Source organism: Leptospira sp. GIMC2001 (assembly GCF_028462125.1).
Taxonomy (GTDB): domain Bacteria; phylum Spirochaetota; class Leptospiria; order Leptospirales; family Leptospiraceae.
The window spans coordinates 2,782,406-2,808,766 of the sequence record NZ_CP115468.1 but is presented as its reverse complement, the minus strand read 5'-3'; the positions used below and the strand labels follow the sequence as shown (position 1 = coordinate 2,808,766).

26 protein-coding genes are annotated in these 26,361 nt (G+C 38.3%); 14 read left to right on the top strand and 12 right to left on the bottom strand.

Translation table 11 applies throughout. The features are described from left to right. The first annotated feature begins 7 nt into the window (after positions 1 to 7). The 3 genes from ctaD to O4O04_RS14455 all read left to right on the top strand — a co-directional run bounded on the left by ctaD (position 8) and on the right by O4O04_RS14455 (position 2,810). Positions 8 to 1,606, top strand: coding sequence for a cytochrome c oxidase subunit I (gene ctaD, locus O4O04_RS14465; protein WP_272532481.1), 1,599 nt, complete (start codon positions 8 to 10; stop codon positions 1,604 to 1,606). A 106-nt stretch (positions 1,607 to 1,712) separates the two neighbouring features. Next, positions 1,713 to 2,249, top strand: a complete 537-nt coding sequence (locus O4O04_RS14460) for a cytochrome c oxidase subunit 3 family protein (RefSeq protein ID WP_442915965.1) — start codon at positions 1,713 to 1,715, stop codon at positions 2,247 to 2,249. Between the two features lie 6 nt (positions 2,250 to 2,255). After that, positions 2,256 to 2,810 (top strand): cytochrome C oxidase subunit IV family protein, encoded by a 555-nt coding sequence (locus tag O4O04_RS14455; RefSeq protein ID WP_272532479.1) that lies wholly within the window; start codon positions 2,256 to 2,258, stop codon positions 2,808 to 2,810. Positions 2,811 to 2,939: 129 nt separating this feature from the next. Here O4O04_RS14455 and O4O04_RS14450 read toward each other — a convergent pair whose 3' ends face one another. From O4O04_RS14450 to O4O04_RS14420, 7 genes are all read right to left on the bottom strand, one after another. After that, a complete protein-coding gene (locus O4O04_RS14450; RefSeq protein ID WP_272532478.1) occupies positions 2,940 to 3,965 on the bottom strand; it encodes a hypothetical protein in 1,026 nt (341 codons plus the stop codon). Positions 3,966 to 4,160: 195 nt separating this feature from the next. After that, entirely contained in the window at positions 4,161 to 4,712 is a 552-nt protein-coding gene (locus O4O04_RS14445; protein WP_272532477.1) for a WG repeat-containing protein, read from the bottom strand. A gap of 3 nt (positions 4,713 to 4,715) precedes the next feature. Further along, positions 4,716 to 5,144, bottom strand: a complete 429-nt coding sequence (locus tag O4O04_RS14440; protein ID WP_272532476.1) for a hypothetical protein — start codon at positions 5,142 to 5,144, stop codon at positions 4,716 to 4,718. 177 nt (positions 5,145 to 5,321) lie between these two features. After that, positions 5,322 to 6,227 carry a 50S ribosomal protein L11 methyltransferase gene (locus tag O4O04_RS14435; protein WP_272532475.1) on the bottom strand — a complete coding sequence of 302 codons (906 nt, stop codon included), beginning with the start codon at positions 6,225 to 6,227 and terminating at the stop codon, positions 5,322 to 5,324. Positions 6,228 to 6,235: 8 nt separating this feature from the next. After that, positions 6,236 to 6,856 (bottom strand): helix-turn-helix domain-containing protein, encoded by a 621-nt coding sequence (locus O4O04_RS14430; protein ID WP_272536110.1) that lies wholly within the window; start codon positions 6,854 to 6,856, stop codon positions 6,236 to 6,238. 46 nt (positions 6,857 to 6,902) lie between these two features. Next, positions 6,903 to 7,739 carry an HAD family hydrolase gene (locus O4O04_RS14425; RefSeq protein WP_272532474.1) on the bottom strand — a complete coding sequence of 279 codons (837 nt, stop codon included), beginning with the start codon at positions 7,737 to 7,739 and terminating at the stop codon, positions 6,903 to 6,905. Further along, positions 7,723 to 8,499, bottom strand: a complete 777-nt coding sequence (locus O4O04_RS14420) for a M23 family metallopeptidase (protein ID WP_272532472.1) — start codon at positions 8,497 to 8,499, stop codon at positions 7,723 to 7,725. Before O4O04_RS14420 ends, O4O04_RS14425 begins: the two co-directional genes overlap by 17 nt. A gap of 228 nt (positions 8,500 to 8,727) precedes the next feature. Here O4O04_RS14420 and O4O04_RS14415 point away from each other — a divergent pair, with 228 nt between their 5' ends. Continuing rightward, on the top strand, positions 8,728 to 9,408 hold the full coding sequence (locus O4O04_RS14415; protein WP_272532470.1) for an EAL domain-containing protein: 681 nt from the start codon (positions 8,728 to 8,730) through the stop codon (positions 9,406 to 9,408). Positions 9,409 to 9,452: 44 nt separating this feature from the next. Here the strand turns inward: O4O04_RS14415 and O4O04_RS14410 are convergent, their stop codons facing one another. Beyond that, entirely contained in the window at positions 9,453 to 9,932 is a 480-nt protein-coding gene (locus tag O4O04_RS14410) for a hypothetical protein (RefSeq protein ID WP_272532469.1), read from the bottom strand. Between the two features lie 186 nt (positions 9,933 to 10,118). On the opposite strand from O4O04_RS14410, the gene O4O04_RS14405 reads away from it, so the two are divergent. The 5 genes from O4O04_RS14405 to O4O04_RS14385 all read left to right on the top strand — a co-directional run bounded on the left by O4O04_RS14405 (position 10,119) and on the right by O4O04_RS14385 (position 15,803). Further along, positions 10,119 to 11,810, top strand: a complete 1,692-nt coding sequence (locus O4O04_RS14405) for an Ig-like domain-containing domain (RefSeq protein WP_272532468.1) — start codon at positions 10,119 to 10,121, stop codon at positions 11,808 to 11,810. Then, entirely contained in the window at positions 11,810 to 13,174 is a 1,365-nt protein-coding gene (locus O4O04_RS14400; RefSeq protein WP_272532467.1) for a hypothetical protein, read from the top strand. Before O4O04_RS14405 ends, O4O04_RS14400 begins: the two co-directional genes overlap by 1 nt. 22 nt (positions 13,175 to 13,196) lie before the next feature. Next, complete coding sequence (locus O4O04_RS14395; RefSeq protein WP_272532466.1) at positions 13,197 to 14,543, top strand: hypothetical protein; 1,347 nt, start codon at positions 13,197 to 13,199, stop codon at positions 14,541 to 14,543. A gap of 43 nt (positions 14,544 to 14,586) precedes the next feature. Then, the gene (locus tag O4O04_RS14390; protein WP_272532465.1) at positions 14,587 to 15,321 is read left to right on the top strand and encodes an OmpA family protein; all 735 of its coding nucleotides are present in this window, start codon (positions 14,587 to 14,589) and stop codon (positions 15,319 to 15,321) included. Between the two features lie 68 nt (positions 15,322 to 15,389). After that, on the top strand, positions 15,390 to 15,803 hold the full coding sequence (locus O4O04_RS14385) for a hypothetical protein (RefSeq protein WP_272532464.1): 414 nt from the start codon (positions 15,390 to 15,392) through the stop codon (positions 15,801 to 15,803). A 6-nt stretch (positions 15,804 to 15,809) separates the two neighbouring features. Here O4O04_RS14385 and O4O04_RS14380 read toward each other — a convergent pair whose 3' ends face one another. Then, entirely contained in the window at positions 15,810 to 16,460 is a 651-nt protein-coding gene (locus O4O04_RS14380) for a TetR/AcrR family transcriptional regulator (protein WP_272532463.1), read from the bottom strand. 142 nt (positions 16,461 to 16,602) lie between these two features. On the opposite strand from O4O04_RS14380, the gene O4O04_RS14375 reads away from it, so the two are divergent. Further along, positions 16,603 to 18,609: an oxidoreductase gene (locus O4O04_RS14375; protein ID WP_272532462.1), complete on the top strand. Its 2,007-nt coding sequence runs from the start codon at positions 16,603 to 16,605 to the stop codon at positions 18,607 to 18,609. Continuing rightward, entirely contained in the window at positions 18,606 to 20,354 is a 1,749-nt protein-coding gene (locus O4O04_RS14370; RefSeq protein ID WP_272532461.1) for an acyl-CoA dehydrogenase family protein, read from the top strand. Before O4O04_RS14375 ends, O4O04_RS14370 begins: the two co-directional genes overlap by 4 nt. A 665-nt stretch (positions 20,355 to 21,019) precedes the next feature. On the opposite strand, the gene O4O04_RS14365 is transcribed toward O4O04_RS14370, so the two are convergent. From O4O04_RS14365 to O4O04_RS14355, 3 genes are read right to left on the bottom strand one after another with little or no spacing between them, the layout of a single operon-like run. Then, entirely contained in the window at positions 21,020 to 21,403 is a 384-nt protein-coding gene (locus O4O04_RS14365) for a hypothetical protein (protein WP_272532460.1), read from the bottom strand. 36 nt (positions 21,404 to 21,439) lie between these two features. Then, complete coding sequence (locus O4O04_RS14360) at positions 21,440 to 23,431, bottom strand: S8 family serine peptidase (protein WP_272532459.1); 1,992 nt, start codon at positions 23,429 to 23,431, stop codon at positions 21,440 to 21,442. A 20-nt stretch (positions 23,432 to 23,451) separates the two neighbouring features. Then, complete coding sequence (locus tag O4O04_RS14355) at positions 23,452 to 24,984, bottom strand: choice-of-anchor D domain-containing protein (RefSeq protein ID WP_272532458.1); 1,533 nt, start codon at positions 24,982 to 24,984, stop codon at positions 23,452 to 23,454. Positions 24,985 to 25,512: 528 nt separating this feature from the next. Between O4O04_RS14355 and O4O04_RS14350 the strand changes: the two genes are divergently transcribed. The 3 genes from O4O04_RS14350 to O4O04_RS14340 all read left to right on the top strand — a co-directional run bounded on the left by O4O04_RS14350 (position 25,513) and on the right by O4O04_RS14340 (position 26,353). Further along, positions 25,513 to 25,659, top strand: a complete 147-nt coding sequence (locus tag O4O04_RS14350) for an IS3 family transposase (protein ID WP_272536157.1) — start codon at positions 25,513 to 25,515, stop codon at positions 25,657 to 25,659. Between the two features lie 292 nt (positions 25,660 to 25,951). Next, positions 25,952 to 26,083 (top strand): hypothetical protein, encoded by a 132-nt coding sequence (locus O4O04_RS14345; RefSeq protein ID WP_272532457.1) that lies wholly within the window; start codon positions 25,952 to 25,954, stop codon positions 26,081 to 26,083. A 12-nt stretch (positions 26,084 to 26,095) separates the two neighbouring features. Continuing rightward, on the top strand, positions 26,096 to 26,353 hold the full coding sequence (locus O4O04_RS14340; RefSeq protein WP_272532456.1) for an Imm32 family immunity protein: 258 nt from the start codon (positions 26,096 to 26,098) through the stop codon (positions 26,351 to 26,353). Positions 26,354 to 26,361 lie beyond the last annotated feature (8 nt).

Sequence of the window (26,361 nt, the reverse complement as noted above, 5' to 3'; positions counted from 1 at the left end):
GAACATAATGAGTCAGGTATCAACCCACACCTCAACAACCAACTACCTGAACCACCACAAGGGTATCATGTCTTGGATCTATACATTGGATCACAAGAGAATCGGTTTACTTTATTTTGGAACCGTAACTTTGATGTTCTTAATCGGTGGTATCTTTGCTTTATTGATTCGTTTGCATCTTGCTAAATTCGGTGCAGACTTTATTACAGCGGACACTTACAATAAGTTTATGACCTATCATGGTGCCATTATGGTTTTCATGGTGATCATTCCAGGGATTCCTGCTTTCTTGGGGAATTTTGTTCTACCGATTCAATTGGGTGCCAAAGACGTAGCATTCCCTAGATTGAATATGTTCTCTTACTATCTATTTCTAGCTGGTATGTTGACTGCGGTTACCTCTCTACTTTTCAATAAAGTGGACACAGGCTGGACATTTTACACTCCTTACTCAACTGTAAGCACATCAAACGGTGTAATATTTCTGGTTACTGGTGCTTTTATCATGGGATTTTCTTCAATCCTAACAGGGTTGAATTTTATTGTAACTACTCATAAACTGAGAGCACCAGGAATGGGCATGGATAAGATTCCACTTTTTGTTTGGGCGTTGTATTCAACTTCCATCATTCAGATTTTGGCTACTCCAATCTTAGCGATCACTCTATTGCTTTTAGTTGCAGAGAAAACTCTTGGAGTTGGAATTTTTGATCCAAAATTGGGTGGAGATCCAGTTCTATTTCAACATTTCTTCTGGTTTTATTCGCATCCGGCCGTTTACATCATGATCCTTCCTGCGATGGGAATTATCAGTGAATTGGTAACTGCTTTTTCTAGAAAAACGATATTTGGTTACCGAGCGATTGCTTATTCATCAGTTGCCATTGCAGCAGTGAGTTTCTTAGTTTGGGGACATCATATGTTTATTTCTGGACAGTCAACACTTGCGGGTGTGATTTTCTCCTTTATAACGATGCTTGTTGGAGTTCCCACAGCGATCAAGTTGTTCAACTGGATCGCTACCATGCATAAGGGAACTGTGAGTTTTGAATCTCCAATGCTTTATGCAATTGGTTTCATGTTTCTATTTACAATCGGTGGATTGACTGGGGTATTCCTCGCGGCATCTGGTCTAGATATCCATTTTCACGATACTTACTTCGTCGTTGCCCATTTCCATTATGTGATGGTTGGTGGAACCTTGATGGCGTTAGTTGGTGGAATTTTCTACTGGTTTCCTAAAATGTTCGGTAAGATGATCAATGACAATTTGGGTCGTTGGTCTTGGGTATTTATTTTCTCAGGATTCAACGTAACATTTTTTCCACAGTTTATCTTGGGACATTTTGGAATGCCAAGAAGATACTTTGATTATTTACCAGAATACACTTCCCTCAATCAGATCTCGACTATCGGTTCTTGGTTGATCGGAATCGGTTTTCTAATTGTATTGTTTGCGATAATTCATGCGCTGTTGAAGGGCGAAAAAGCTTCTGCCAATCCTTGGGGTGCAAAAACTCTAGAATGGCAAGCTCTCTCTCCTCCAGTTCATGAGAACTTTGAAAAAACTCCAGTAGTAACAGCAGGACCCTATGACTACCGCTAGTAACACGGAATCAAAATTCCACCATCAGCACCATTTTGACAGTGCTCACCACCAATATACTTCTTCAAAACAAGGTATATGGTTGTTTCTTTGCACTGAGATTCTTATGTTTGGTGGCCTATTTGTAGGCTACCTGATCTACCATTCGATCCACCCAGAAGTGTTTCATAAAGGCAGTGAGATGCTCAATGTTTCATTGGGTGCTTTCAACACAGTGGTTCTACTCTTCAGTTCGTTAACGATGGCTCTAGCTATCAGTTATGTTCAATCCGGCAAAAGAAATGCAGCAACTTGGATGATGGCAATCACTGTTGCTTGTGCTCTAACCTTTATGGTAGTGAAGTATTTTGAATACTCTCACAAGATTCATGATGGCTTATTGCCTGGGCATTTTTTCACGAACCCAGAACTCGCCAATGTTGAATACGCTTCGATGTTTTTTGGCTTCTACTTCGTAATGACAGGACTTCATGGAGTTCACGTTGTTGCCGGAGCAGGTATGATCGTATGGGTAATGATCAAAAACATTCGTGGCAATGTTGGTCCAGAATACTACACTCCTGTTGAAGGTGTTGGTTTGTTCTGGCACGTTGTTGACTTGGTGTGGATTTATTTATTCCCACTATTATATTTGGTAGGGTAACAGTATATGGAATTAGTTATAAATTACGGACTTTATTTTATCGCAATATTTTGTGTGCTTACACCTGTGCTAGCATTCGGAATTTTTGCTCCAGTTATCGCAAAAGTAACGGTCGTTGGATTTGTTGTGAATTGGGTGGCTCAGTTTTTTGATCTTTCTAAAGAAGGAAAAATTAAAGAAAACCCACTATTGAACATATTCAAACAAGACACTCATTCTGATGATGATAGTCCAATGTGGATTGATAATGCTAAACCTGATAGTGAAGAGCATCATATCATATCAGCCAAAACTTATTTAATGGTTTTTGGTGCGTTGATTGTTGGAACAATTATCACTGTCTGGGTTGCAGGTTTTGATTTCGGAGCTTGGAACATGGTGATTGCGATGCTTGTTGCAACTGCTAAGGCAAGCTTGGTTCTATTGTATTTTATGCATTTAAAGTATGATACCAATTTGAACCGAGTAATCTTTCTCTCAGCTTTCTTCTTTCTAGTTCTCTTGTTTGCATTCTCCTTTGGAGATATCATGTCAAGAATCCTTCCTACTTCAAGTTTCTAAGAAACTTAAAAAGGGGTTTCGGAAAGATAGCGAACTAACACTATCTTACTTTAGAAGAATACAAAAAAGCCTGCTCAATATAGCAGGCTTTTTTGTGCGCTTAGAGAATTGCGTTTTTTTAATCAATGCTTATGGGCAACTTGCAGTCATTACTCGGTTAGTCCCACTCTCCGAAACTGCGACGAATTGTCCATTTCCGTAAGCAACAGATCGCCATACATTAGCCTCAGCCGCCAGTCTAGGTGTCCAATTGATTCCATCAGATGAAGTCATGACGCGATTCGTACCTGTGTATGAGACTGCTGCAAAAAGCCCATTTCCAAAACTGACTGAATACCATTGATTTTGTTCCGAAGCTGATCTTGCAGTCCAAGTAGTTCCGTTAGAAGAAGTCATGACTCGATTCGTTCCATCCTCGGAAACAGCAACAAAGAGGGAGCTACCATAGATCACCGATATCCAGAAGTTTTGTTCAGATGCGGATTTGGATGTCCATGTGATTCCATCAGGTGATGTCATCACTCGATTCGTTCCTGAATAGGAGACTGCAACAAAGAGTCCATTTCCATAAGTCACAGATATCCAATCATTCGGTTCCGAAGCAGCCCTTGCTGTCCAGGTAATCCCGTCAGATGAGGTCATTACCCGATTCGTTCCACTATTAGCGACAGCGACAAAAATGCCATTTCCAAAGGTGACTGAATACCACTGATTAGGTTCAGCAGCAGTACGAGGTGTCCAATTAATTCCGTCTGGAGAAGTCATTACTTGGTTGGTTCCATCGAAAGATACAGCGACAAATTGACCGTTTCCGAAGTAAACGGACGCCCAGGAGTTAGGTCCCGAAGCAGAACGAGGTGTCCACGTGATTCCATCTGGTGATGTCATAACGCGGTTCGTTCCATTGATACTGACAGCGACATATATCCCATTACCATATGCTACAGATCTCCAAAAGTTGGGCTCTGATGCAGTCCTTGCAGTCCAGTTTAACAGTGATGAGGCGCAAGTAACGACGGGTGCGGGCGTAGTTGTAGTCTCAGTTGATGTTTCAGTTTCAGTTTCTTCAGTCGTGGCTGTGTCAGTTGAAGATGTTCTCTGAAAAAGCAATCGTAAGGTCGAAAGATCTAGTTGGGTTCGATCTAGTTCGGGCATACTGCAATGAAAAATCGAAAGGATAGTTAAGAAAAAAATACAATATAGAAAACCATTCCTTTTTATAAATTTACTTTTTTCTGGAATGGCTTTCATTAATATATATTATCGGTTGATCAAACCTATAAAGGAACCTTACTTTCCTAATAAATTAGACTCGTGCTAAATTATAGTTGTCAATAAATTCTTATCTACTTATTTTAAAACCTTCCCTTGTTTATTGATCGTTCCCCATGTTCCAGATTTTGGATCCATATAATAGTGTTCGCCTTCCTGAATTGACTTGCATCCATTACAAAATTTTGCTTTGCCCTTTTCGAATGGATAAACAAAATCATATTTTGCTTGGATCACAATTTGTCCTTTTTCATTTACGAAACCCATTTTATCTTTATCAATGTATCGGCTTAGGCCTTCCACGAAAAAGTCGGGACCATTATCATAAATAAATGGAACATAAACTACCTTCAACTTTTTATTGATAACAACCCATCCGTCTTTTGTAAGGATTGATGCAAGGCCATGTTTGTTAAATTCAACATTGTCAAAATTTTCTTTATGATAGGTAGTAATATCCTTCGCTGTAATATTCGTGCTCCAGCTCGAAAGCATGACAATGAAAATGATAATCGAAAATAAATTACGAAATTGAATTTTTGATCCAGAGTATTTCACGAAGGATCTAACAAAACGCAATTTAGATTTTTGGAATATAAACATAGATGCAATTATATTGTTTTGGTTCATAAATTATTTAGTGCAAATCCACTCATCTTCCCAATCATCTGAGTCGCTGTTCTTCCAATGACCCCGAAGATGCGTCGGTTTTGGAGTTTTCCTTTCGATTGAAATCTTCCATTCCATCTCACCTGATGACCCATCTTTTTCCCGCCAAGTTCCTGTTGCAGAATTGCCATTTACAATGCCTTTTACTTTGCCTCCATTCGAGGAGTAGGTTCCGGAAAATTTGGCGCCAGATTGTGTAATTTTCATAGTGCCCAGATCGCCACAATTCCAGGTTCCAGTGATGCTCATATCAAATCCACCATAGGGCTTTTGCATGTAATCGTCGTCGCCACCAGATGGTCTTTGTTCAGCACCTTTCTGTGCAAAAATTCCAATGGAAACTAGAAATATGGATAAATAAATCAAAGCCGTTATATTAAACTTCTGTTTCATAATTCTCCTTATTGAAAAACGATGTGATGTGCTCAGGAAAGACTGAAGATTAAGAAAGTAAAGTATTTTATTCTATTTTATTATAACAGAATATTGGATTTGGTAATAAAAAATTTCTAGAGGATTACGCAAAAAAAAATTAAAACAACAGCTTAATTCAATATTTTTCGAAATGATTTAAGAACGAATCCACTCAATCCTTTCCCATCCATTTTTTTCTTTTGAATCAACAAGCTTTCCTGGAATATGAATTGCGAGTAGCTCTAGGAATTCATCTTTTTTCTCAGTTATGATTCCACTGAATAGAAAAACTGGAGATTGGATTTTTGCAATATGCGAAATATTCTGAGATAGAACAGCAAATGTGATATTGGCAAGTACGATATCGTAATCTCTACCAAATACATCCGGATGATCAAATCCAGATTCAACAGCTTCAAATTTGCAATCATTGGGATAGATATTTTCTTTCCAATTAGATAGTGCTGCTTTGACAGCATTTGGATCAATGTCTAATGAAAAAATAGTAGAAGCTCCAAGAAGTCCACATAACAGAGATAATATTCCAGAGCCTGTGCCGAGATCGAGAATTCGATCTCCTTTCTGGATTAAAGTTTGAAGTCTTTCCACGATCATCTGAGTTGTCTCATGATGTCCAGTTCCAAAAGCTACACCTGGATTTAAAAATAGGGGAATGTCTCCATCGCTTACAATTTTTTTTGTAAGATCGTTGTCTTTCTCCCAGATAGGAATGATCCATACTCGATCAACAGCAAAAGGTTTATAAAATTCTTTGTAAGCTTCCTCGTATTCTCTGGTTTCGATCTCACGAATTTCCAAGCTATGTGAGCTTGGGCACAGAGTAGAAAGGAAAATTCTTAATTTGATTTCGGTTGTGACATCTTCTGAATTGAGGTAAGCTCGAATATTTGTATTCTCAGGAAGTATGATTCCTTCGTCTTTTGGAATACTAGAATCAAAAAGGATCTCGTAGTAACCAGGAATCTGCAATGTCTCTAGAAAATCATTGAGAGATTCTGCAAATTCTTTTGGTAAGTTAACTTTTGCTTCGCGGTATAACAATTAAAAGATCAACCCACTTCTTCGCTATAATCCATCACGAGATACATTAGGGTTTCGGAATCGGTAGGATTGGAATATTCATGCGGGACGTCGGCGCGAAAGTAAACGCTATCTTTCGGTTCGAGCTCTACGACTTGGTCACCAACTCGCAGGCGCAATTTACCAGATACAACTACAATGTTTTCTATAGTGCCTGTTTGGTGGGGATCTGCAACTTCGATCCCACCTGGTTTGAGTATGAGTTCATAGAATTCTGTTTTGCGATTGCCAACAAAAGGAAAAAGCGCTCGGGAAGAAAAAACCTTAGAACTAGAATACAATAACTTAGAATTTTCGTGTTTGAGTACGAAAACTCCTTCTTGTCGTCTCTCTTTTAAAAGATCACTAAAAGGAACATTGAGTCCATTGGCTACTTTCCAGAGAACTGAGATGGTTGGAACGCTTTTGCCTTGTTCAATCTGCGAAAGCATGGCGCGACTCACTCCACATTTGCTCGCAAGCTTGTCGAGAGAGAGTCCTTTTGTATGGCGAATGAGTTTTAAATTGTCTTTTACGACGTCTGTAATATAGTCGCCATCAATTTCTTTAGGAATTTCAGCATCTGCTGGATCTATACTCTGTCCGACCATGGTGACAACATCCAATATAACGGATATTCTCACAAGAAAAAAACAATTAAATCCAAGGATGTATAAATATTCCGTTCTCTTGACATTTTTGGTTCAATGAATTGTCGCCTCGATCGAATAGTAGAGCAAATCTCTTAGAAGCCTTGAGCATGGGAAAGTCATTGATCGTATCTCCAAAAGAAATATCAGGTGTTAGCCCGGTCAAATTATGGATCGCTTGGACTTTTCCCTCGCCGTATGGATAAGGTTCGATAATTGTATAAGTGGATTGGGATTCAGAATTTAGCTCCGTTCGCATTCCGATGACATCGTCTGGCGCAAGACCTAGTTCCGATGTTGTTACTGCAATTGCCCACTGGGGACTTGCAGTAACAATTAAAATTCTCCAAGTTCTGCGCTGGAATTCTTTGACTAATTGCAGAAGAGGTTCTCTTGGATGAACGGCAGTTTTGTCATTTTTGGCCAGATCCAACCCATCAAGCCAGATTTCTCTACAGTATTTCTTGAATTGGATCTCTTCCCAACCCATAAAAATGAAAGCCGACCAACGATAGGACTCTCCCAAACCTCGAGTTTTGCGAACATAGGCATACTCTGCCCAAACTAAATCTTTCCAAGCTTGTCCATCACCTGTCTGGATTGCTTGCTTGTGTGAATTTTCTGCTGTTGCGGCATCACGAAAAAGTGAAGGGTAATTGAGGGATTGTTTTGAATTTTTGGGATAGCCTGATGATAGCAACTTTTCCATCACGGCTTCGCCAAAATCACCGCGAACGAATGTATTATCAAAGTCTAGGCAGAGCAATCCTGGAGCGGAATCTAATAGTTCCCTCCAGATAGATTGCACATCCTCAGTCCAGCTTGTATCAATCCAATTGTGCAATGGCTTCGATAGTATCTGGAAATTCAGGTAAGAAGTGTTCAGGATTTAGGAATATATTTTGATAACGAACTTCAAAATGTAGATGCGGTCCTGTAGATTTTCCTGTAGTTCCTGAGAAAGCAATGATCTGACCTTTTTTGACATGATCACCTTTCTTAACGAGAACATGCGTATTATGGGCATAGATGGTTTCTGTATTGCTGAGTTGCTTGTGGTAGATCTTGACAATTTTGCCATAATGACCCATCCATCCAGCTTCTTGGACTTCTCCATCAGCTGCGGCAACAATGATTGTGTTACGAACGCAAGCGATGTCAATTCCTGTATGAAATTTATTCCATCGTCTTCCAATTCTAGAAGTTATCTTGGAATACTTATCGGCGATTACAGGCCAGACAAGTTTTTCGGGATCGGAGGAAATGGCTTCTCTACCTTTGCCATCCGCTTCCAATTCGGCAAGTTTTGAATCACTGTAAGGAAAGAATATGGGGATTGTTTTGGGAATTTTCTTCTCATTGGGAATATTGTTGACTGTGAGAAGAGTTTCAAGGCTAGATCCTGTCTCTTCGAGAAGATTAGCAATGGCATTTTTATTATTTGATGGAATCATCCAGATTCCATCACGACCTTCATAGGTTTGAACAAATCGATTGTCCAAATAGGTGATCTCTTTTTTTGGAAGAGCAAAGGTATTGTAGGCCATAAGACCCAATCCAGAAATTATCGTACCCAGAATTAATTTTTTTTTCGTGTTTTTCATTTATTGCCTCAATTTTTTATTGTGCACTGCCAAAATATTCGACCATAGCAGAACGTCAATCTCTAAAACTGGAATTTTTCTAGACAAAAAATGGAATTATGTGACAATAAAACCTAGCTCATGTCTCAGATCAATTTATCCTCCATTCCATCCGAATTCCCCCAGCCGTTCCGCCCTCTGTCTTGTTCCGAATGTAGAGAGGGAAAAGCGCTCGGATTCCCCATTTCTATGGCTTTCCAACCAATTTGGGATGCAAAAAAGCAATTTATTTACTCGCATGAAGCTCTCGTTCGGGGTGTTAACGGGGAAGGTGCAGGTTGGGTATTCTCGCAGATCAATTCCCAGAATCGGTATTCTTTTGATCAATCTTGTCGCATCAAAGCAATTGAACTCGCATCAAAACTCAAGATGAAATCCATGCTGAATATCAATTTCTTGCCAAATGCGGTCTACAAACCAGAGACATGCATCGCGGCAACACTTGAGGCGTCCGAACAATTCAATTTTCCAGTCAATCAGATCATATTTGAAGTGACGGAGGCAGAAGAAGTTGTAGATCAGAAGCATCTTTTGGGAATTTTTAATTCATATAAAAAGCAAGGATTTCTAACGGCAATTGATGATTTTGGTGCTGGTTATTCTGGACTCAATCTGCTTGCTAAATTCCAACCTGATTTTCTTAAAATAGATATGGAACTTGTGAGAGACATTGATACTACTCATTCCAAAACTTTGATAGTTGAATCTATTGTGAATCTGTCGGATAAACTTGGAATCAAAGTGGTCGCAGAAGGGATTGAAACTACTGGCGAATACAAAAGGTTGATGGAACTGGGAATTCGATACTATCAGGGTTATTTATTTTCCAAGCCAGTCTTTGAAGGTTTGGGTGAAGTTAAGAATATTTGAATAAGTGAATGTTTGGGTATGATCTCCATGCTGGTGTAATTGGATCATACAGAATTTCTTTTGCTTGACTTGAAATCAGGCGGAAATTTTTGTAAGGCTTCTTTGCGAGTGATTCGCTTGTCCTTAAGAGCTTGGGTAACATAACTGAGATTGTTCATTGCTTCTAAGGAACATCCAATTCGCGTTAGGTTGTAATCGGTTTTGCGGACTTGAGCTACTTTGCAAAATTCATCCATAAAGAACAGTAACATTTGCATGCGGGAATGCGCCATGCTGAGAATATGGTATTCATATTCATCAGATCCACTCTCTAGACTTTCTCTGGGAATCTGGAACTGACTTTCGATTAGAGAATATATATTTACATTCAGACGCTTGGATACAGAAACAATTGACTCAATCGAACATTCTGTCCACTTTTCAGATTCCATCTTATTGATGGTATAGATTGGAATATTTAATTCTATCGAAATATCTTTGCGAGATAATTTTAATTGTGTTCTACGTTTTTCAAATAAATTCATAATTTTAGCCTATATTGTAAGAAATCTGATTTCTTTTGCAATAAAAAAATATCAGATTATTCGAATATCGATGAATGTTTCACCGTTTTGATTCGAAATTCGAATAATTCCGATCACAATAAATTTCTAGTCCATTGACAGATGCCTCAATCTACGGTAAAATAAAGCCTAGTGAATCATTATAAAATGCCAAATCAAGCAATTGGAACTTTCCGAACACTGGATTCCACTTTTCCAGAAATAGTGGGGATCACACCAACCACCCATTCTGTGATTTCGACTGCACCCAGTACAATCTCAATTGCATTTGATGAACCAATGGATCCAGCTTCGTTTAACGCATTGACTATTTCTGGAATGGGAACACCTAGCTTAAATTTTACCGGACTGACAGCGGGGAATACGGTAGCTAACTATACTGTGTCAGGGCTTGAAGAATCATCTACTTATCATTTGAATTTCTGGACATCTGGTATTCAGGATGCAAACGGTAATCCACTTACACTAACCTGGGAGAGCTATTCATTTAGAACTGTTGATACAATGCCGCCAATAGCAATTGCCATAGGAACGCCTACGAATGCTGTCGGACTTGCAACAAATAGTTTCCAAATCTTCTTCAACGAAGAAATCAATGGTGCAAGTCTATCCAATTCAGTATATCTAGATCGTCGAAACCATTTAGGAACTCTGATAAGCTCAGAGATGTTAAACTATATAAGCTTGGATAATTCTAGAAAGATTGCGACATTTACGAGATCATTACCTGGAACCTTATTGCAAAATGCATATTATGAGATTCGATTGGAACCAGGAATCGCTGATACTTCCAACAATGTAACAATTGGAACGCGATCCTTTAAATTCAAAACAGTTGATACTGTCAATCCGACGATTGCGAATTATACACTAGATGGTCCAGTGCCAACTCAATTCGTGGATGGAATCCACTTCACAATTCAGTTCACTGAAGAGATGGATCGCAACACTTTAACCAATGCAGTCAACGCCCAAATTCGTGTAACAAATGTAAACCTACCGGTTCAACTTCAATCTTATGATCCAATAACATTTGTGGCAAGTTATTGGATTCCTAGCTTTGCCTTCCTCGATGGGCAAAATTATGCAACCATTTACGGCAGAACCTTGGATATATTCCGAAACAATGCCGCTCCCCCTCGAGACCTTTCTGGCAGAGCAGTGGGAGCATTTAGCTATCCCGTTTCGCTCACAAATGATCCTCCAGCTGTGCAACCATTGATTGGTTACTTAAGAAGAGCTGATATTACAGACACAACAGCAGTTCTAACCATGAATCGATCTATGGATGCAACTACGTTGTCAACGGTGAGTTTTAGTTTGGGATATAGGTATAGGACATACTATCCTTATGACTGTCGACCCAATAAATATTCTGGAACTAGATTTGAACCTATTTTTAGAAATCCATTGGAATGGGCTGGTTGTATATTTCAATGTGACGTTTCTAATGGTATGGGGTTTGCTTGCGATCGATCCAGCTGCAATTTACCGGTTGGGCATTATCCAGTCTCATTCGACATAGCAGGATGTGCTTATGGAGTAAATACTGGATTAAAGAATTCGATGGCAAAGGTGTTTACATATTCTGGTAATTATTCTGGATTTAACTTTATTGATAGTAATTCTTCGACCGCCACTTTTTCAACATCTACCAGTAATTCCACTCTGGAAGCTCAAATCTATGAAGATCGTAGCTATTGCGGAACTTATAGTAACTGGCAAACTTATTGTCCAAGAGCGTCAAGCATAGATAATTTGCTTTACTACTTTGGCTCAAGCAGTTACTTGGCTAGGGATTTTCTAAACAATCCACTTTCGATCGGGGGTATCCAATAATGAAAATTATATTATTTTTAACTGCTCTTATTAGTTGCTTTTCAAACTGTGCGAATAACGAAGATAATAAAAATAATTTATTTGCACTGTTATTTTTGTTACATAAAACAAATTTGGAATTTCATTTTATAAATGACTCCTCTACTTTTCTCTCTAATGCGAGAAATTTAAATACTGATCAACTCGTCAATATGCAAGGACTACGAAAGGATGAATATGGAGATGGAACAGGTGACGGATTCCAAGATAAATTTGGAAGTGCGAGTTCCGTATCGTTAACAATGGGAGATATTTACTTTTGGAAGAAAGGAAATATACCATTAGGTGAGGAGACTACAGAAAATGCCGATTTGACAATTGCGGGTGTAAAACAGTTTCAAGATCAGCCCGGTAGGGAAGGTTGGCAATATATTCCTCGTCTTACTGTGAGTAAAGCAAATGAATTTATTGGAAAAAACTTACCGGATGAAATTCTAGATGGAACCTATGATCGAATCGGAATACAATTCAGATCAATCATATATACATTTGACTCTAATGTTCTCGAAAATCCCGATGTATTATCAATTGTTGAAACGGAAATGCAAACTCCAAATGAACATATTTATAATGAATATTCCGACTATGGCACTTGGTATTCGAGCTTTTACCAAAAATGTAGAGAAGGAAGCGACTATAATTTAGAGACCTGCGTTGATAGAACCAACGCACCTCGCTACCCAGTAAATCTTGGAGCGTTTTTACCTATCAGTAGATATACGGGGCATTTCACAATTGGGGGTAACGAATTTGACAGGACGGTGTTTCTTGAAAATGAAGGAGCATCTAAGCGCAAATATCTAGGGTTTGGCGGATCTAAGAAAGTAAATAGGAATATTAATTCCATTGGTTACTTTAGAGAATCCAAAGATATTGTTACGCAAACCTTACTGAAAATGTATGTTATGCCAATTAAAATTGAGGAGAATAAAGAAACCTATAACAAGCTAAAAGTAAATGTAAATGCTTCTAATGTTTTACATTGGGATTCTAATTCATCCAATGCGAAATTTAAACCTCACAGATATCCAGATGATTTTGAACTTTTTCCACCTGGTACGACAGATGGACGAAATGAGGGTGATAAAAGTGATTTATCAAATTGGATCAACTGGTCGACTGTAAATAATTTACCAGAGACCTGCGTTCCTGATCCACGACCTGCGTTTAACGGAAATCCTTTGTGTTTTCATGATGACCTCCACTCATCGATAGCGCCTGACTTCAATTCGCCACCTTGGAGCGATAACCAAGAAGCACCAAATCCAGCGATTGGTAAGGATATGAATATCTATCTTCCTGCCATGTATGCAGAGTTAGAGTAGGGGAAGGCAGAGGAATGTACTAATGAAAAATCTATATTCACTGATTCTAATATTCGCTCTTTTTATTGGTTGTCAAAAACCCGACAACGGTGATGACAATCTCTTATTGGGTTTATTTCTCTTGAGCCAGCAAAGTAATTTTGAATTTGTCTTTGTAGCAAATGATTCTTCTGTCAACGGGCGAAGTCGGAATTTAACTGTTAGCGATCAGATCGTCAATATGCAAGGACTACGAAAGGATGAATATGGAGATGGAACGGGTGACGGATTCCAAGATAAATTTGGAAGTGCAAGTTCTGTATCTTTAACCATTTGGAATATTTATTTCTGGAAGAAAGATGGTGTTAAACCAGGGGAAGAGTCAGCGGCAAATGCCGATTTTACCATAGATTGGACTAGACAATTCGGAGCGAATGGTGTTGAGATTCATGATCCAAGTTCGACTGGTATATTCGGAGGAATACCTGCGCTTTCTGTTTCCAATACTAATGGCTATATTGCCAATTCGATTCCACAATCTGTATTGAACGGAGACTATGATAGAGTGGGAATCGAGTTGGAGCATGTTTATTTAACCTTTGATAGAGATTTAATCCCAGATCCTGACTCTTTGGCTATTATAACGACTTGGTTGGGAAACTATAATACCGATATAGAATCTCATGATTTCCAAACATGGAATACTCATGTATACCAAGCTTGTGATGGATCGAATGGGTATTTTCTTCAGAGGTGTACTTATCGAACAAGACCAGATGAATATCCAATTCGACTTGGTCAGTTTGCTCGAATCAAAAGACAAACAGGTTTTTTTGGAGTTGGTGGAAATGAGTATGACTTAACTAGGCGAGCTACCCAACCTGAACAATTGAGTCAATTAACTTTAGGAGGTAATGGCAGGGTAAATCATGCAGTAAATGGAACTGGATACTTTCAATTTACGCGATCATATAAGGAGATTTCGGAGAGCGCAAATGGTAAGATACGAACGTATATAATGCCAATTAAAACCAATTCAAAAAATGATAACTTTTCGAAATTAAAGATTTCAGTGGATGCAAGAAATGTATTCCATTGGGATTCGAATTCACCAGAAACAAAATTTCGACCTCATAAATACCCAGAGGATATTGAATTATGGCCGAGTGGGAGTATCATGTTGGCACCATCTGCTAGCTATCCACTAACATGTCGACCTAATCCTAAAGGAGCGAGCTTCTCTGATGTTTGCTTCCATGATCCGTTCCACCCATCAATAGCGCCTGACTTCAATTCTGCACCTTGGAGTGATAACCAAGAAGCACCCAATCCAGCGATTGGTAAGGATATGAATATCTATCTTCCTGCCATGTATGCGGAGTTAGAGTAGGGGAAGGTAGAGGGTCGTTTTCTACTCTACTCATACGTTTGATATGCAAAGTGTAAAAATTCTATTTTTATTAATTGCTGTAATTTTTCACTTCCAATGCCATACAGATTTATTCACTATTCGAAGTATCAAGACTTCTTCTGAATTATTCTTGAATGGTGATCAGTCGAACTATGATGATTGCAAGATTCTCGATCAGAGATCAGTTGTTAACTTTTTGTTTGTTGTTGCTCTAAATCGTTGGAATAGATCGCCGCTTTCAGAAAAACAAATCAATTTTTCAAATGTAAAATTCCAAGAAACTTTTACCTTTAGAGATTTGGGAATTTCTTTCTTGGGTTTTTTATTTAGTTTTATTAGCACGACTGAGACTTACTTCGGATGTGGATATGCCGGGCAAGAAAATTCCTTAGTTGCGGATATGCCTAAAATAAAAATTATCAAGCAACCAACCGCGCTTACAACTGTGTCATTTGCAAATTCCTCATCAGTCGTCACTCCATCTGAATCCAATCGCCTGAAATTGATTTCTGCGCAATTGCTAAAGTCACAAGTAAAATTACTTTTGGTGGGATCTGCCGATTCAACTGGTGATCGGTCCCAAAATCTCATTCTAGCTCAGAATCGAGCTGAATCCGTTAAGAACGAATTTATAAAATTGGGACTAGATGAAAATAGAATTTATACGATGTCAAATCTTGAATCCGAGAAAGGAATTTTTAAAGATTCAGTATTTAGAGGAGTTATTTTATTTATTTTAGAATTCGAAGAAAATTGATTATTAAAAATGGATGAATAATATTTTTTACAATACTGTAAAACATTGCAATTTATTTTGGAATGATAATGAAGATTTTTTCTGAGTTCAATAAGTTTTTTAATAAAAAGCCAAATTTTATTTTCCTGATCGATGGTCTTGGTGCATTGCTCTCTGCTTCTCTTTTAATCGTTTTATCTTATTGGGTAGATTTATTTGGTATGCCCAAAGATGTTCTATATAAATTATTTCCAATTCCTTTGTTTCTTGCATTTTTTTCAATTTCAAACTATCTAATCCAACCTAAAATATTTAGCTTCCGGCTTTGGATTGTGGCAATGGCAAATCTAATGTATTGCATACTTAGTTTTTCTTTGGTGATATATTTCTATGATATACTGACAGGTCTCGGAGTGTTATATTTTTTCTCGGAGAAATTCATTATATTGGTTCTTGTTTTTATCGAATTGCGAATATGCAAAAATGAATATACATTGAATTAATTTTTTCTAAAGCATCCCAATATAAGTATATTCGGTTACGCTATGAATAAATTTCTCCATTTCTTCTTTATTATTTTTCATTTGTAGTCTTCCTTCCAGGAATAACATTGCAATTCCGTGAATCATCGCCCAAGATGCTAATGTTTTTTCACGAGTTTTGCCTTGTTTAAGATGTCCTGTTTTCTGACCTAATCTTATGATTTCATGTAGCTGCCGATATGTTCTTCTCGATACGGCCGATAGAGTTGGATTGCGTTTAGCATTCTTACCTAAGCCACCGAACATGATTCGTGCGAATTGTTGGTTGTCCATTATAAACTGAAAATAAGTCCAACCAAGAGCTTGGTACCGACCTATAAAATCTTGATTGGTTCGAGCTAATTCTTTTTGGAAGGTATCAAAATATTTCTGAAATCCGATTTCTGCCATAGCTGAAAATAATGCATTCTTATTCTCAAAATGGTGATAGGTTGCCACATGGCTTACTCCTGCTAGTGTGGCTACTTTTCGAAGGGATATTTCTTCAAGAGAAGTAGACTTAAGAAGTTCAGCACCTGCCTGAATCAAAGCTTCTCTAACATTCAATGCATTCTTTTTTCGAGGGCGACCAGCAGTTTTCGCTTTCTTTTGAGAAGCGCTTCGCTTTTTGATTGGCATATTTCTCATTTTAGGCAGCGAAAAAATAAAGCTAGAAATTATTTACCGTTGGTAAATAAAATGTTTGCTTATAAAAATCATTAAGTTACCGTTGGTAAATTAATTCTAGAAAACGGAAACCTATCGTGTCGGAGATAATATCATGTTGAAAGCTTTTGAGCCAATCCAAATTGGAAACTTAACTCTACCTAATCATTTCGTAATGGGATCGATGCACTTGGGGCTCGAAGGTGAAGTCGGAACTGCTGAGCGGATGGCAGCCTTTTATGAAAGAAGATTTGATGGTGGTGTCGGACTCATTGTCACGGGTGGTATAAGCGTCAATGAAGCAGGAAAAGGTTCTAAAACTTTTTTCAACTTTCAAGTTCCAGAACATGCCAATGAGCTTCAAAAGATGAATCAATTATTGAAAGGAAAAGGTACAATGTGTGCGCAACTTTTTCATGCAGGACGTTACGCCAATTCACGAGACTGCGTTGCTCCTTCTCCAATAAGAGCACCTATCAATCGGTTTATTCCGAAAGCGTTGAGCGAAGAAGAATGTTGGAAAACAATTGAAGATTTTGGTATTTCTGCTCGCATCGCAGCCGAAGTTGGTTTCGGAGCAGTTGAAATTATGGGAAGTGAAGGCTATCTTCTAAATCAATTCTTTTCACCCGTAACAAATCAAAGAGATGATTACTTCGGTGGTGATTCCATTCGAAGAATGAATATGTCTGTTGAAGTTCTTCGATCGGTAATAAAAAATTTACCTGAAGGATTCCCTGTAATTTTTCGTATGTCTGGAATTGATTTAATTCCTGGCAATCCAACCTTTGATGATGTTGTTCAACTAGCAAAACTATTACGAGAAGAAAAAGTTTCTGCTTTAAATATTGGAATTGGCTGGCATGAATCGAGAATCCCTACGATCAGTCAGTTGGTTCCCCGTGGTGCTTGGTCAAATATTGCCGGAAAGATTAAAGCAAAAACACCCGGTGTTCCTATCATCGCATCCAATCGTGTCAATGATCCAATCACAATGGAGAAAATATTTGGTAACAATGAAGCGGATATTATTTCTATGGCTCGGCCTTTTCTCGCAGACGCAAATATAATTAATAAAGTAAAATCAGGTGATTATAAGCGGATCAATACTTGTATTGCTTGTAACCAAGCATGTCTTGATCATGCATTCCAAGAACGATCTGTATCTTGTATCGTGAATCCAGAGGCTGTAAACGAATTGCAATTTCCGACCGAAAAAGTGCAAGAACCAAAATCTGTTGTAATCATTGGATCGGGACCTGCTGGATTGGAAGCTGCTCGCGCAAGTGCTTCACTCGGTCACAATGTGGTAGTTTTGGAAAAAGCGAATTCGTTAGGTGGTCAATTCCATTTGGCCTCACATATACCTGGCAAATCAGAATTCAAAGAGACTATGCGATATTTTGAAAATGAGCTAGCAGCGCTTGGAGTTACAATTCGTACGAATACTGTTGCAAATTTGGAATTATTGGAAGATATGAATCCCGATGTTGTGATATTTGCAACTGGAGTAATCCCTCGAGAATTTTCTCTGACAGGTTTAGAAAATCTACCATACGGAAATTATACGGATTATCTGACAGGAAAATTTATACCAGGCAAAAAAGTTGCAGTGATTGGAGGAGGAGGAATTGGTGTCGATGTTGCGCATAAGCTAACAGAAGATAGTGATCCAAGTTATGAATCCTACGATCATAAATACAATATTAGTTCTTATACTCAAGTTGCAATCCAGCCTCATGAATCAGATAGAAAAGTTGCTGTTTTTAGAAGAAACGGCAAGCACGGAGCGGGGCTTGGTCCGACAACATTCTGGGCTTTGAAGCAAGAACTCGATTCCGCTGGAGTAGAATTCTATCACGGACTTGATTATAAAGAGGTCACGAAAGAAGGGTTGAAGGTTGTTTTGAAAAACGGAGAGGAATTTATTTATAAGTGCGATTCTATCGTGTTATGTGTCGGTCAAGAGAAAGAGAGTTCTCTCTACGAAGAGTTTACATCGAAATTTCCAAATAAAGAAGCAATCGTGATCGGTGGTGCAAAAAATTCCAAAGCGGTGGACGCTAAGCGTGCCTTCTTGGAAGGGCTAGAAGCTGCACATTCAATCGGAGTTAAGAAATGATATCTAATAATTATTTTACAGACGATGAAGATCTCAAACTATTTTTTGATGAGATTATAGATTGGAAAGAAATTATTGAAGAGTCGGAAGGATTGGAATTCTTTGCTCACAAAAAATACTTAGAAACAAATGATTCCCGATATGAGATGGCACCTTCTAACATCGAGGAGGCCTACGAGTTATACAAATCAAGTCTTGAGTCTCTCGGTGAGTTCTTTGGTACAGAAGTTTCGCAAGCTTCAAAGGCAATGGATCAAAATGAACTCAAGTATAATGATGGTAAGGTGATTTTTCCCCAAGAGACTATTGATATTTATGAAAAGTTTATCCAAACAGGGTTAATGGGTTATTCAATTTCTCGAGAAGCTGGTGGATTGGAATTTCCTGCTAGCCTTTGTGCTTTCTTTGTTATGATTATGGCACGAGCTGACGTTTCATTTTGCATGACAACGACTCTTTTGAATTTAGCGCAAATCGTTTCTCGATATGGAACAAAAGAACAAATTGAAAAATATGCAGCAGAGGCAGCACAAGGACAGCGTTTGTTTGCTATGGCTCTAACAGAGCCTGATTTTGGCTCCGATCTAAATAGTATACGAACCATTGCAACAAAGCAAGAAGATGGATCATATCGAATAACGGGAACTAAACGATTCATTTCGCAGGGCTGTGGATTGGGAGAATATCCATCTTTGTTATTGACCCTTGCTCGTACGGGAAAAGCGGGCGGTGGAGCTCGAGGACTTTCGGTTTTTATTGTAAAAAGCGAAGACGTTGTGGTTGCAGGAATAGAAAAGAAAATGGGAATCCACGCTTCACCAACCTGCGAGATAGTTTATGACAATACGCCCGCAGAAATTCTGGGAGAAGAAGGACTAGGATTAACCAGATATACAGCTGGTATGACAAATTTTATGCGATTGGGAAGTGCAGCGGGCGGGCCTGGGGGCTCGGCCGGAGTATATTACGAATGTTTCAAGTATGCAAATGAGAGAATCCAATTTGGCAAACCCATAATTGAAATCCCGGCAGTGGCCGAATTGCTTGATAAGATTAAGCGTGAAATGAATGCTATGCGACTTTTTGTATTAGAAACTGCTCGTGTAATTGACAAATACCAACACCACCAAATCCGTTTAGAAAAAGAAGGGTTGGATGATTCTCGAATTCGTAAGGATGAACGAGTGAAGTTTTGGTCAACCATTGCTTCGACTCTTACTCCACTTGCCAAATACTATGGATCTGAAGAAGGGCATAAATGCGCAAGTATTGGCGTTCAGATCTATGGTGGTGCTGGATACACAGAAGACTATGAGGTCTCTCGTATGTTTCGAGACTCAAGGATCAACACTATCTATGAAGGAACTAGCCAAATTCATGTTAGAATTGCAACAGGAGCAATACTTGCAGGAATGAGTGGTGATGGCAATCTTAGAAAGTATATTAACAGTTTACAAGCGAATCTAACATCTCCTTCAAAATACTTAGAAGATCAATATACATTGTTAGAAGAATCCATTCAGGTATTGCGATCAATTAAGGCAGATGAAGTGAAAGAACGACTGGCTGAGAATTTAATCGTACAAATGGTTCGCTATATATCCAGCCTTTTGTATGAACGAGCTTTAGGAAAAATAAAAACACAAGTGCAATTGAATAATTGGAAAGTTGAATGTAAAAATTATGTGATCGATAGCGCTGCCATAGCAAAAGCTTGCAACTACCGGATATTGAATTTTGCTTAATGTATGGATTAGCTAAACAATCAGATCGACTAGCCACTCATACTTGAATTAGATAGAAAAGTCTTGTGCGTAGCCTACTTAAACCTGAGCGGAGCGTCTGCCTTCCCCAGCACCACTCAGTCGCTAACGCTCTTTTGTTGTTCTGGTGCTGGACTTAACGGTAAACAATCTACCGTGACCTGTCCAGCATAACTTTCCGGAGGAAATTGTGCAGGAGGAAGGTGAGCATGTAGTAGTAAATAAAATTATTCCTTATATTCCTCTGCGTAACCTTTGCGCTCTTTGTGGTTAAGAAAAAAAGATTACCACAAAGTTCCCAAAGTTCACACGAAGTGTACGAAGGATACTCATCAAAAGAGGAAGTTTTTTGCGTTGAGGGAATGATTTGGAAATATAGAAAAATTAAAGAAGTTTCGCACATAGACACAAAGATCACTGAGGATTCTGTTAGGCTAGAAAGAAGATTGTGTTGATTTTAATTTTGTAGTTATAGTAATTAGATAAGCTTTCTTTCTATTTCTTCACTCTGTGTTCTCTACCCAGCGTCAGTTTCTGCATGAAATGGTGCTGTGGTAGCTCTGTGTGAGCTGTATTTTCTTCCGAATGAAGCTACTTGGTCGCAAGGAAATTAAAAGTGCAGTTTAGTTATGAGTAGTGAGATTTGGTTAAGGCAATTTATTCAATTTCGGTTTTTGCTTATAGTATAGAAAATTTGGCTCAATATAGAGAATTTTTTTGTTTTTCTTAGCCAATTTTTCAATTTTATCAAAATCATATGAATTTTCGAATGTAATAATGTATGTTATGGGTCTCTGAGAAGATTTTTTAATGGAAGAGATTTGTAATGCAATAAATGTATCTTGAAATTCTTTATCGAGAATTTCTGAATTAGCTCCAACAACAAATTCATTGGATCTGCGATCGGGTTTGTCTATAGGAGTTTCTTCTGGGTTTTTGTTTGGATGCATTGTCATCGAAATCACAGCTTGAATAGAAATTAAATAAACTGGAATCATGAACATGAACCAGTTTATTTTAAGAATTTTCACTTAATTGCCATTTATCCTTTCCTAATTCGGGACATGTTACTGCAAAGTTGCCGTAACATTCGTTACTTGATCTAGATGCTTCATGGAATTATTTGCATTGGCAGCTACTCCGTAACGAGTGATTGCAGTTAGAGTAGATTCAGAAGTTCCTCCAGCTATGATCTTATTCTTAGTATCAAGATAAGAAAAATTAGCATTGTGTGATCGCAGCAATGCAGCGAGTCCTGCAACATGGGGACTAGCCATAGATGTTCCATTTACGAAAGCATAGGCATTGGTTGTCGGCGCCCAGGTTGAGATAGACGTTACTAAAACAAAACCTCCCGGACTATTTACGCTGTCATCTGAATAATATCGGTAACCAATTGTACAAGTTGAACTGCCTACACATTCTGATAGAAATGTTGAAGTTTCCGATACAAATGCATTAGATGATGTTGCGCAGAACCTGTTCATCATTGCTCCACGATTTGAATCCCATAGACTGATCAAGTTATTTCCTGAAAAATTTGGATCGGCAGCCGTGTTGGTGTGTGTTGCTTGCATATAATCATAACATCCTCCACTAGCAGGCTCTCCAATCGATACAATAGCATGATTGAGGGATACATTGGACGCAGCATTATTGATAGAAAAGGATTTATAAGTTCGTCTGTTTACATCAGTTGAAGCATCTGTAAAATTTTGTGAACCACCGAAAAACCAGGTAGCAACAGAGCAATTTACAAACGCAAGCATACTTCTTCCAGAACAAGTTGTTGATATCCAATCATTACTTCCTCCAGTTCCAGCCATAGTCCAGCCTACATAATTGTCAGTAGACTCTTGGGTTTCACCATAAGAGCTTTGGATATTTGTTCCTGGTGCACCAATATCAACTGTCCTTGAGCTAACAGTTGCTCGGTTGTCATAGTTGGAAAAGCTAGCTCTTGCATACTTTTGATCAAGTGCTGCGATACAAAGTATATTTTCTTGAGAAAATTTACAAGGATAAGAATTGCCCGTCGATAGGTTTACATTTTCATTACCTGCGGCAACAACTACTAGCACATCATTGTCTCGAGCAAAATTGATCGCATTGCTAATCTCTGTTGAAGAACCAGCACCTCCCAGACTCATATTGATAACTTTTGCTTGATTGCGAACAGCAAAATAGATTCCATTTGCGACCATGGTATTGCTACCACCTTCAGGACCAAGAACTCTAACAGCCATTAGTTTTGCTTTTTGGCAAACTCCGGAAATTCCTACACCATTGTTACCTACGGCTCCAATAGTCCCAGCAACATGAGTTCCATGACCTTCCTGGTCCATTGGGTTATTGTCACTATCAACAAAATCCCAACCATGATTAGGACATCCACCACCTACGGCAGTTCCATTATGATCAACGCATCCTGCTCCATTCCACATATTTCCTGTGAAATCTTCATGATTATAATTTACACCGGTATCCAAGACAGCAACAACGATATCGTCGCAATCTTTAGTAACATCCCAAGCGCCAAGTATGTTCATATCTTTGCCAGAGGTTCCTGGATTCGATGAATTGGAAGTATACACTGGATCAGCCAGTGTCTGTCCTGTATTCTGAAGTCCCCATAATTTATTCCATTGTGGATCATTAGGTGCCGTTGCCGTTGGGTAGTATAGATAACTGGGCTCTACGTATTCAACTGAAGGATCCTTTTGAATTCTTTGTATTGCACTACCAATGGTTTCGTTCTCAGAAATTATTGCTGTAACGGATCTACTACGATTGCTGATATTGCTCGGAATTACTTTCATGGATGCGGTTTTGCTACCAAGCTCGGAGCTATTTACGGTTTTCTTGTAGCCGATTACCAATTCATCACTGCGAAATATTGGTTTGGAATTTTGATTTGAAAAGCTTGGTCTAATAAAATTTGTAAAATCGGGAACTAGAATATCTTTATTGGGTCCTGAGTAGACTCCAACCGATAAAAGCATAAGTATGAGTATTGTAATTGAGGAAAAAAGTTTTTTATAAATTGATGTTGTTTTCATATTGTTAACCTATTTTAAATTTATTGTGGAACATTTACGGAAACTTGCGTAGAAGGTTCGCTTCCTTGCGATCTATGTTGAGTAAATGAGTAAACTTTAATATACCAATTTCCATAGTTTTTTACAGTAATTACTTTCGAGCTTGGAGTTGTTCCACTCGTCCAATTTAAAGCATCGCAAAAAACAGTTCCATTTCCAGCAAGGCTTGGATCAAAACCAGAAGTCTGACTGTAACAAATATTGTACCCACCACCTGCTGCACTGATGTCTTTTTCTTTTACGGCAGTCCAAGAAACCAAAACATCTTTGCCAGAATGTCCAGTTCCTTCCAAGCTAATTGCTGAATTAGATGCCGATCCATTCGATCCATTAGCGCTTGTTATATTTACGGTCGCAACTTTTGCCCCCTCTGATGTAGGTTCAAAAGCAATTCCAAAAGTCTTACTTGCACCAGGATCAATGGTTGTGCCTGGCGGAGATAGGGCGGAAATTGAAAATAATGAACTATTTGCACCTGATTTACTTACATTTAAGCCTGTAATCTGCAAGGAACCGGTATTGCGAATTGTCACTGTGCGAGTGGAACTCACAGAGTTCGGCCAGATGATACCAAAAGTTGGAAGGGATCCGCCAGCCGTATAGTTCACATTGTTCTGAGTAATTTCAATTGTTGGAACGGGGGTTGGAGTTCCTGTTCCTTCTACATTGAAATGAAAAGTTGGATTGGATGGATCATTCAATCCTTGCAAAGATATGACTGCTGTTTTCGTGCCAGTGGAAGATGGTTGAAAGGTAATGCTGAAATTTCTCGTCGCTCCTGGAACTAGTGGAGTGGTTGAAGGTTGAGAAATACTAAACTGAGCATTGGAAGAATCAACTGCCGGAGAATCAAACGTTAAATCCAAGCTTCCTGTGTTTTTAATGGTTAATAGGAGTGGATCACCATTTAACAGTTCTTGTACGGAGCCCATATTGATTGTGCTATTCTTGGCTTGGATATCTGCTCCTCTCAATATAGATATTCTCGAAGCAGGATTTGAACCCTCGCCTCGAAGATTCAAACGAAATTTTGGTATGCCTTCGTCACTTGTTTGAAATTCAATAAATGCGTTCTTCACGCCCACTGAATTAGGTCGAAAGCTTACTATAAAGCTTGTATTCTCATTAGGTGATAAGTTTGTTTTACTAGGTTGAGTTACAGAAAATTCAGATACATTCTGTCCGCCAATTGTAACGATGGGACTTCCAATGAGATTGAACTGAGTTGTGCCTGTGTTGCTAATTTGAAAAGTCGAAGTTTTGCCTACAGTCACATTTGCAATTTCTAATCCAAAATCCGTGGTTTCACCACTTTCCATTTTGACTGAGCCTTGATGTAGTGCCATTCCAGGTGCGGGTCGATCGGGTTCAGTTGGAGTCGAGCTACCGCTAGAGCCGCCACCTAATAGAAGCAAAAGACCGCTAAAGTCTGCACCAGCACCGCCTGTTGGGCAGTTTGTTAGGCTGATCGAAAGGAATACTAGAGTTAGATAATTTAATATTTTTGTTTTCATTTTAATTTAAGTTCAACTTTGGCTATGATTTTTGATTGATAGAGATAAAAAAAGGATTTTTTGGAGTATAATTGAGAAAAAATATCTTTTATTCTAAAAAAAACATAGATTTAAAACTATATTTTAAAATTCTAATATTAAATGCCCACTAGACGACATATATTCAAGAAATTATTGAAAGATGAGATTTCTTAAAACCTAGCGAAAATAGGCACGAAGCATATTACCACAAAGATCTCTGAGGAGACACAAAGATAACAGAGGACGGTGTTAGGCTAGGAAGTTGTGCGTATTGATTTGAATATTATTGGACTGGGGTTTTGATAAGTTTTCTACTATTAATTACTTTGAGTGCTCTGAGTATACTTTGTGTTTTTTGTGGTTAAGAAAAAAAGGCTACCACAAAGGTCTCAAAGTTCTCGAAGGATGGTAATGAAGTCTTCTGTGTCATGCGGAATGAAATTGCGTAGCCGTTGGATTCCATAAAAACGGACTCCTTTTAAGTCAAGAATGAGCAAGATGTGCAAAATGAAAAAGTTTAGAAAATCGACTCTCGAATATAAAGAAAAAGCAGAATATTTTTTTGATTATTTAGAAATATTTTATCATAGACATAGAATTCATTCTAAATTAGGTTATTTGAGTCCAGTTAAATTTGAAGAGCAGACGGTATAGAAAAGTGTCCGAAAAAACGTACTCAGGCTATAGACTTCCGTTTCTGAAATAGAGGCAGCAGAAATGCGAAGACAAGGACTGGATCCATCGAATGAAGAGGACATAAAGAAATATCAAAATAGTGCCTCTAGAGACGACACGGATGGATTTAAAGCGTAATCAGAATTAGGCTAAAAAGATGGAATGAAAGTTACATCAAGCCTCGCGTTGGAACTAGGTGAGCAATTTTTAGGCAAAGGTTATAAAGAGCTAGTACCTGGCAGTGGTAGATGACGGCAAAAGAGTATTTAGAATGGGGGCAAGTGATATTACTGGAGCGCACGGTATTGGACCTCACGTTAATTTTGAAACCTTAATACCAAATCCAGCTAAACCTGATGGAATGATGGTAGACAAAAATTACCATATCTATCTAACTGATTAATCTAAGTAATATATGGACGTAAAAATTGATGTACCTGCTTTTACAGCAGAAAACGGAATCGAATACAAATGGGAAAATGATTTTGAAATTGAAACCAAGTTTGAAAATGGAGTTATAAATATAATCGCAAATAAAGAAGGTTTGTTTTCATTGGCAAATCATTTATTGAATTTAGCACAAACAGAGGTTCCATCAGGCTACCATTTGCATTTTGACGAATACAATTCTTTAGAAGAAAACTCTTTAGAAATAATTATTCAAAAGAAATAACCTGAGCC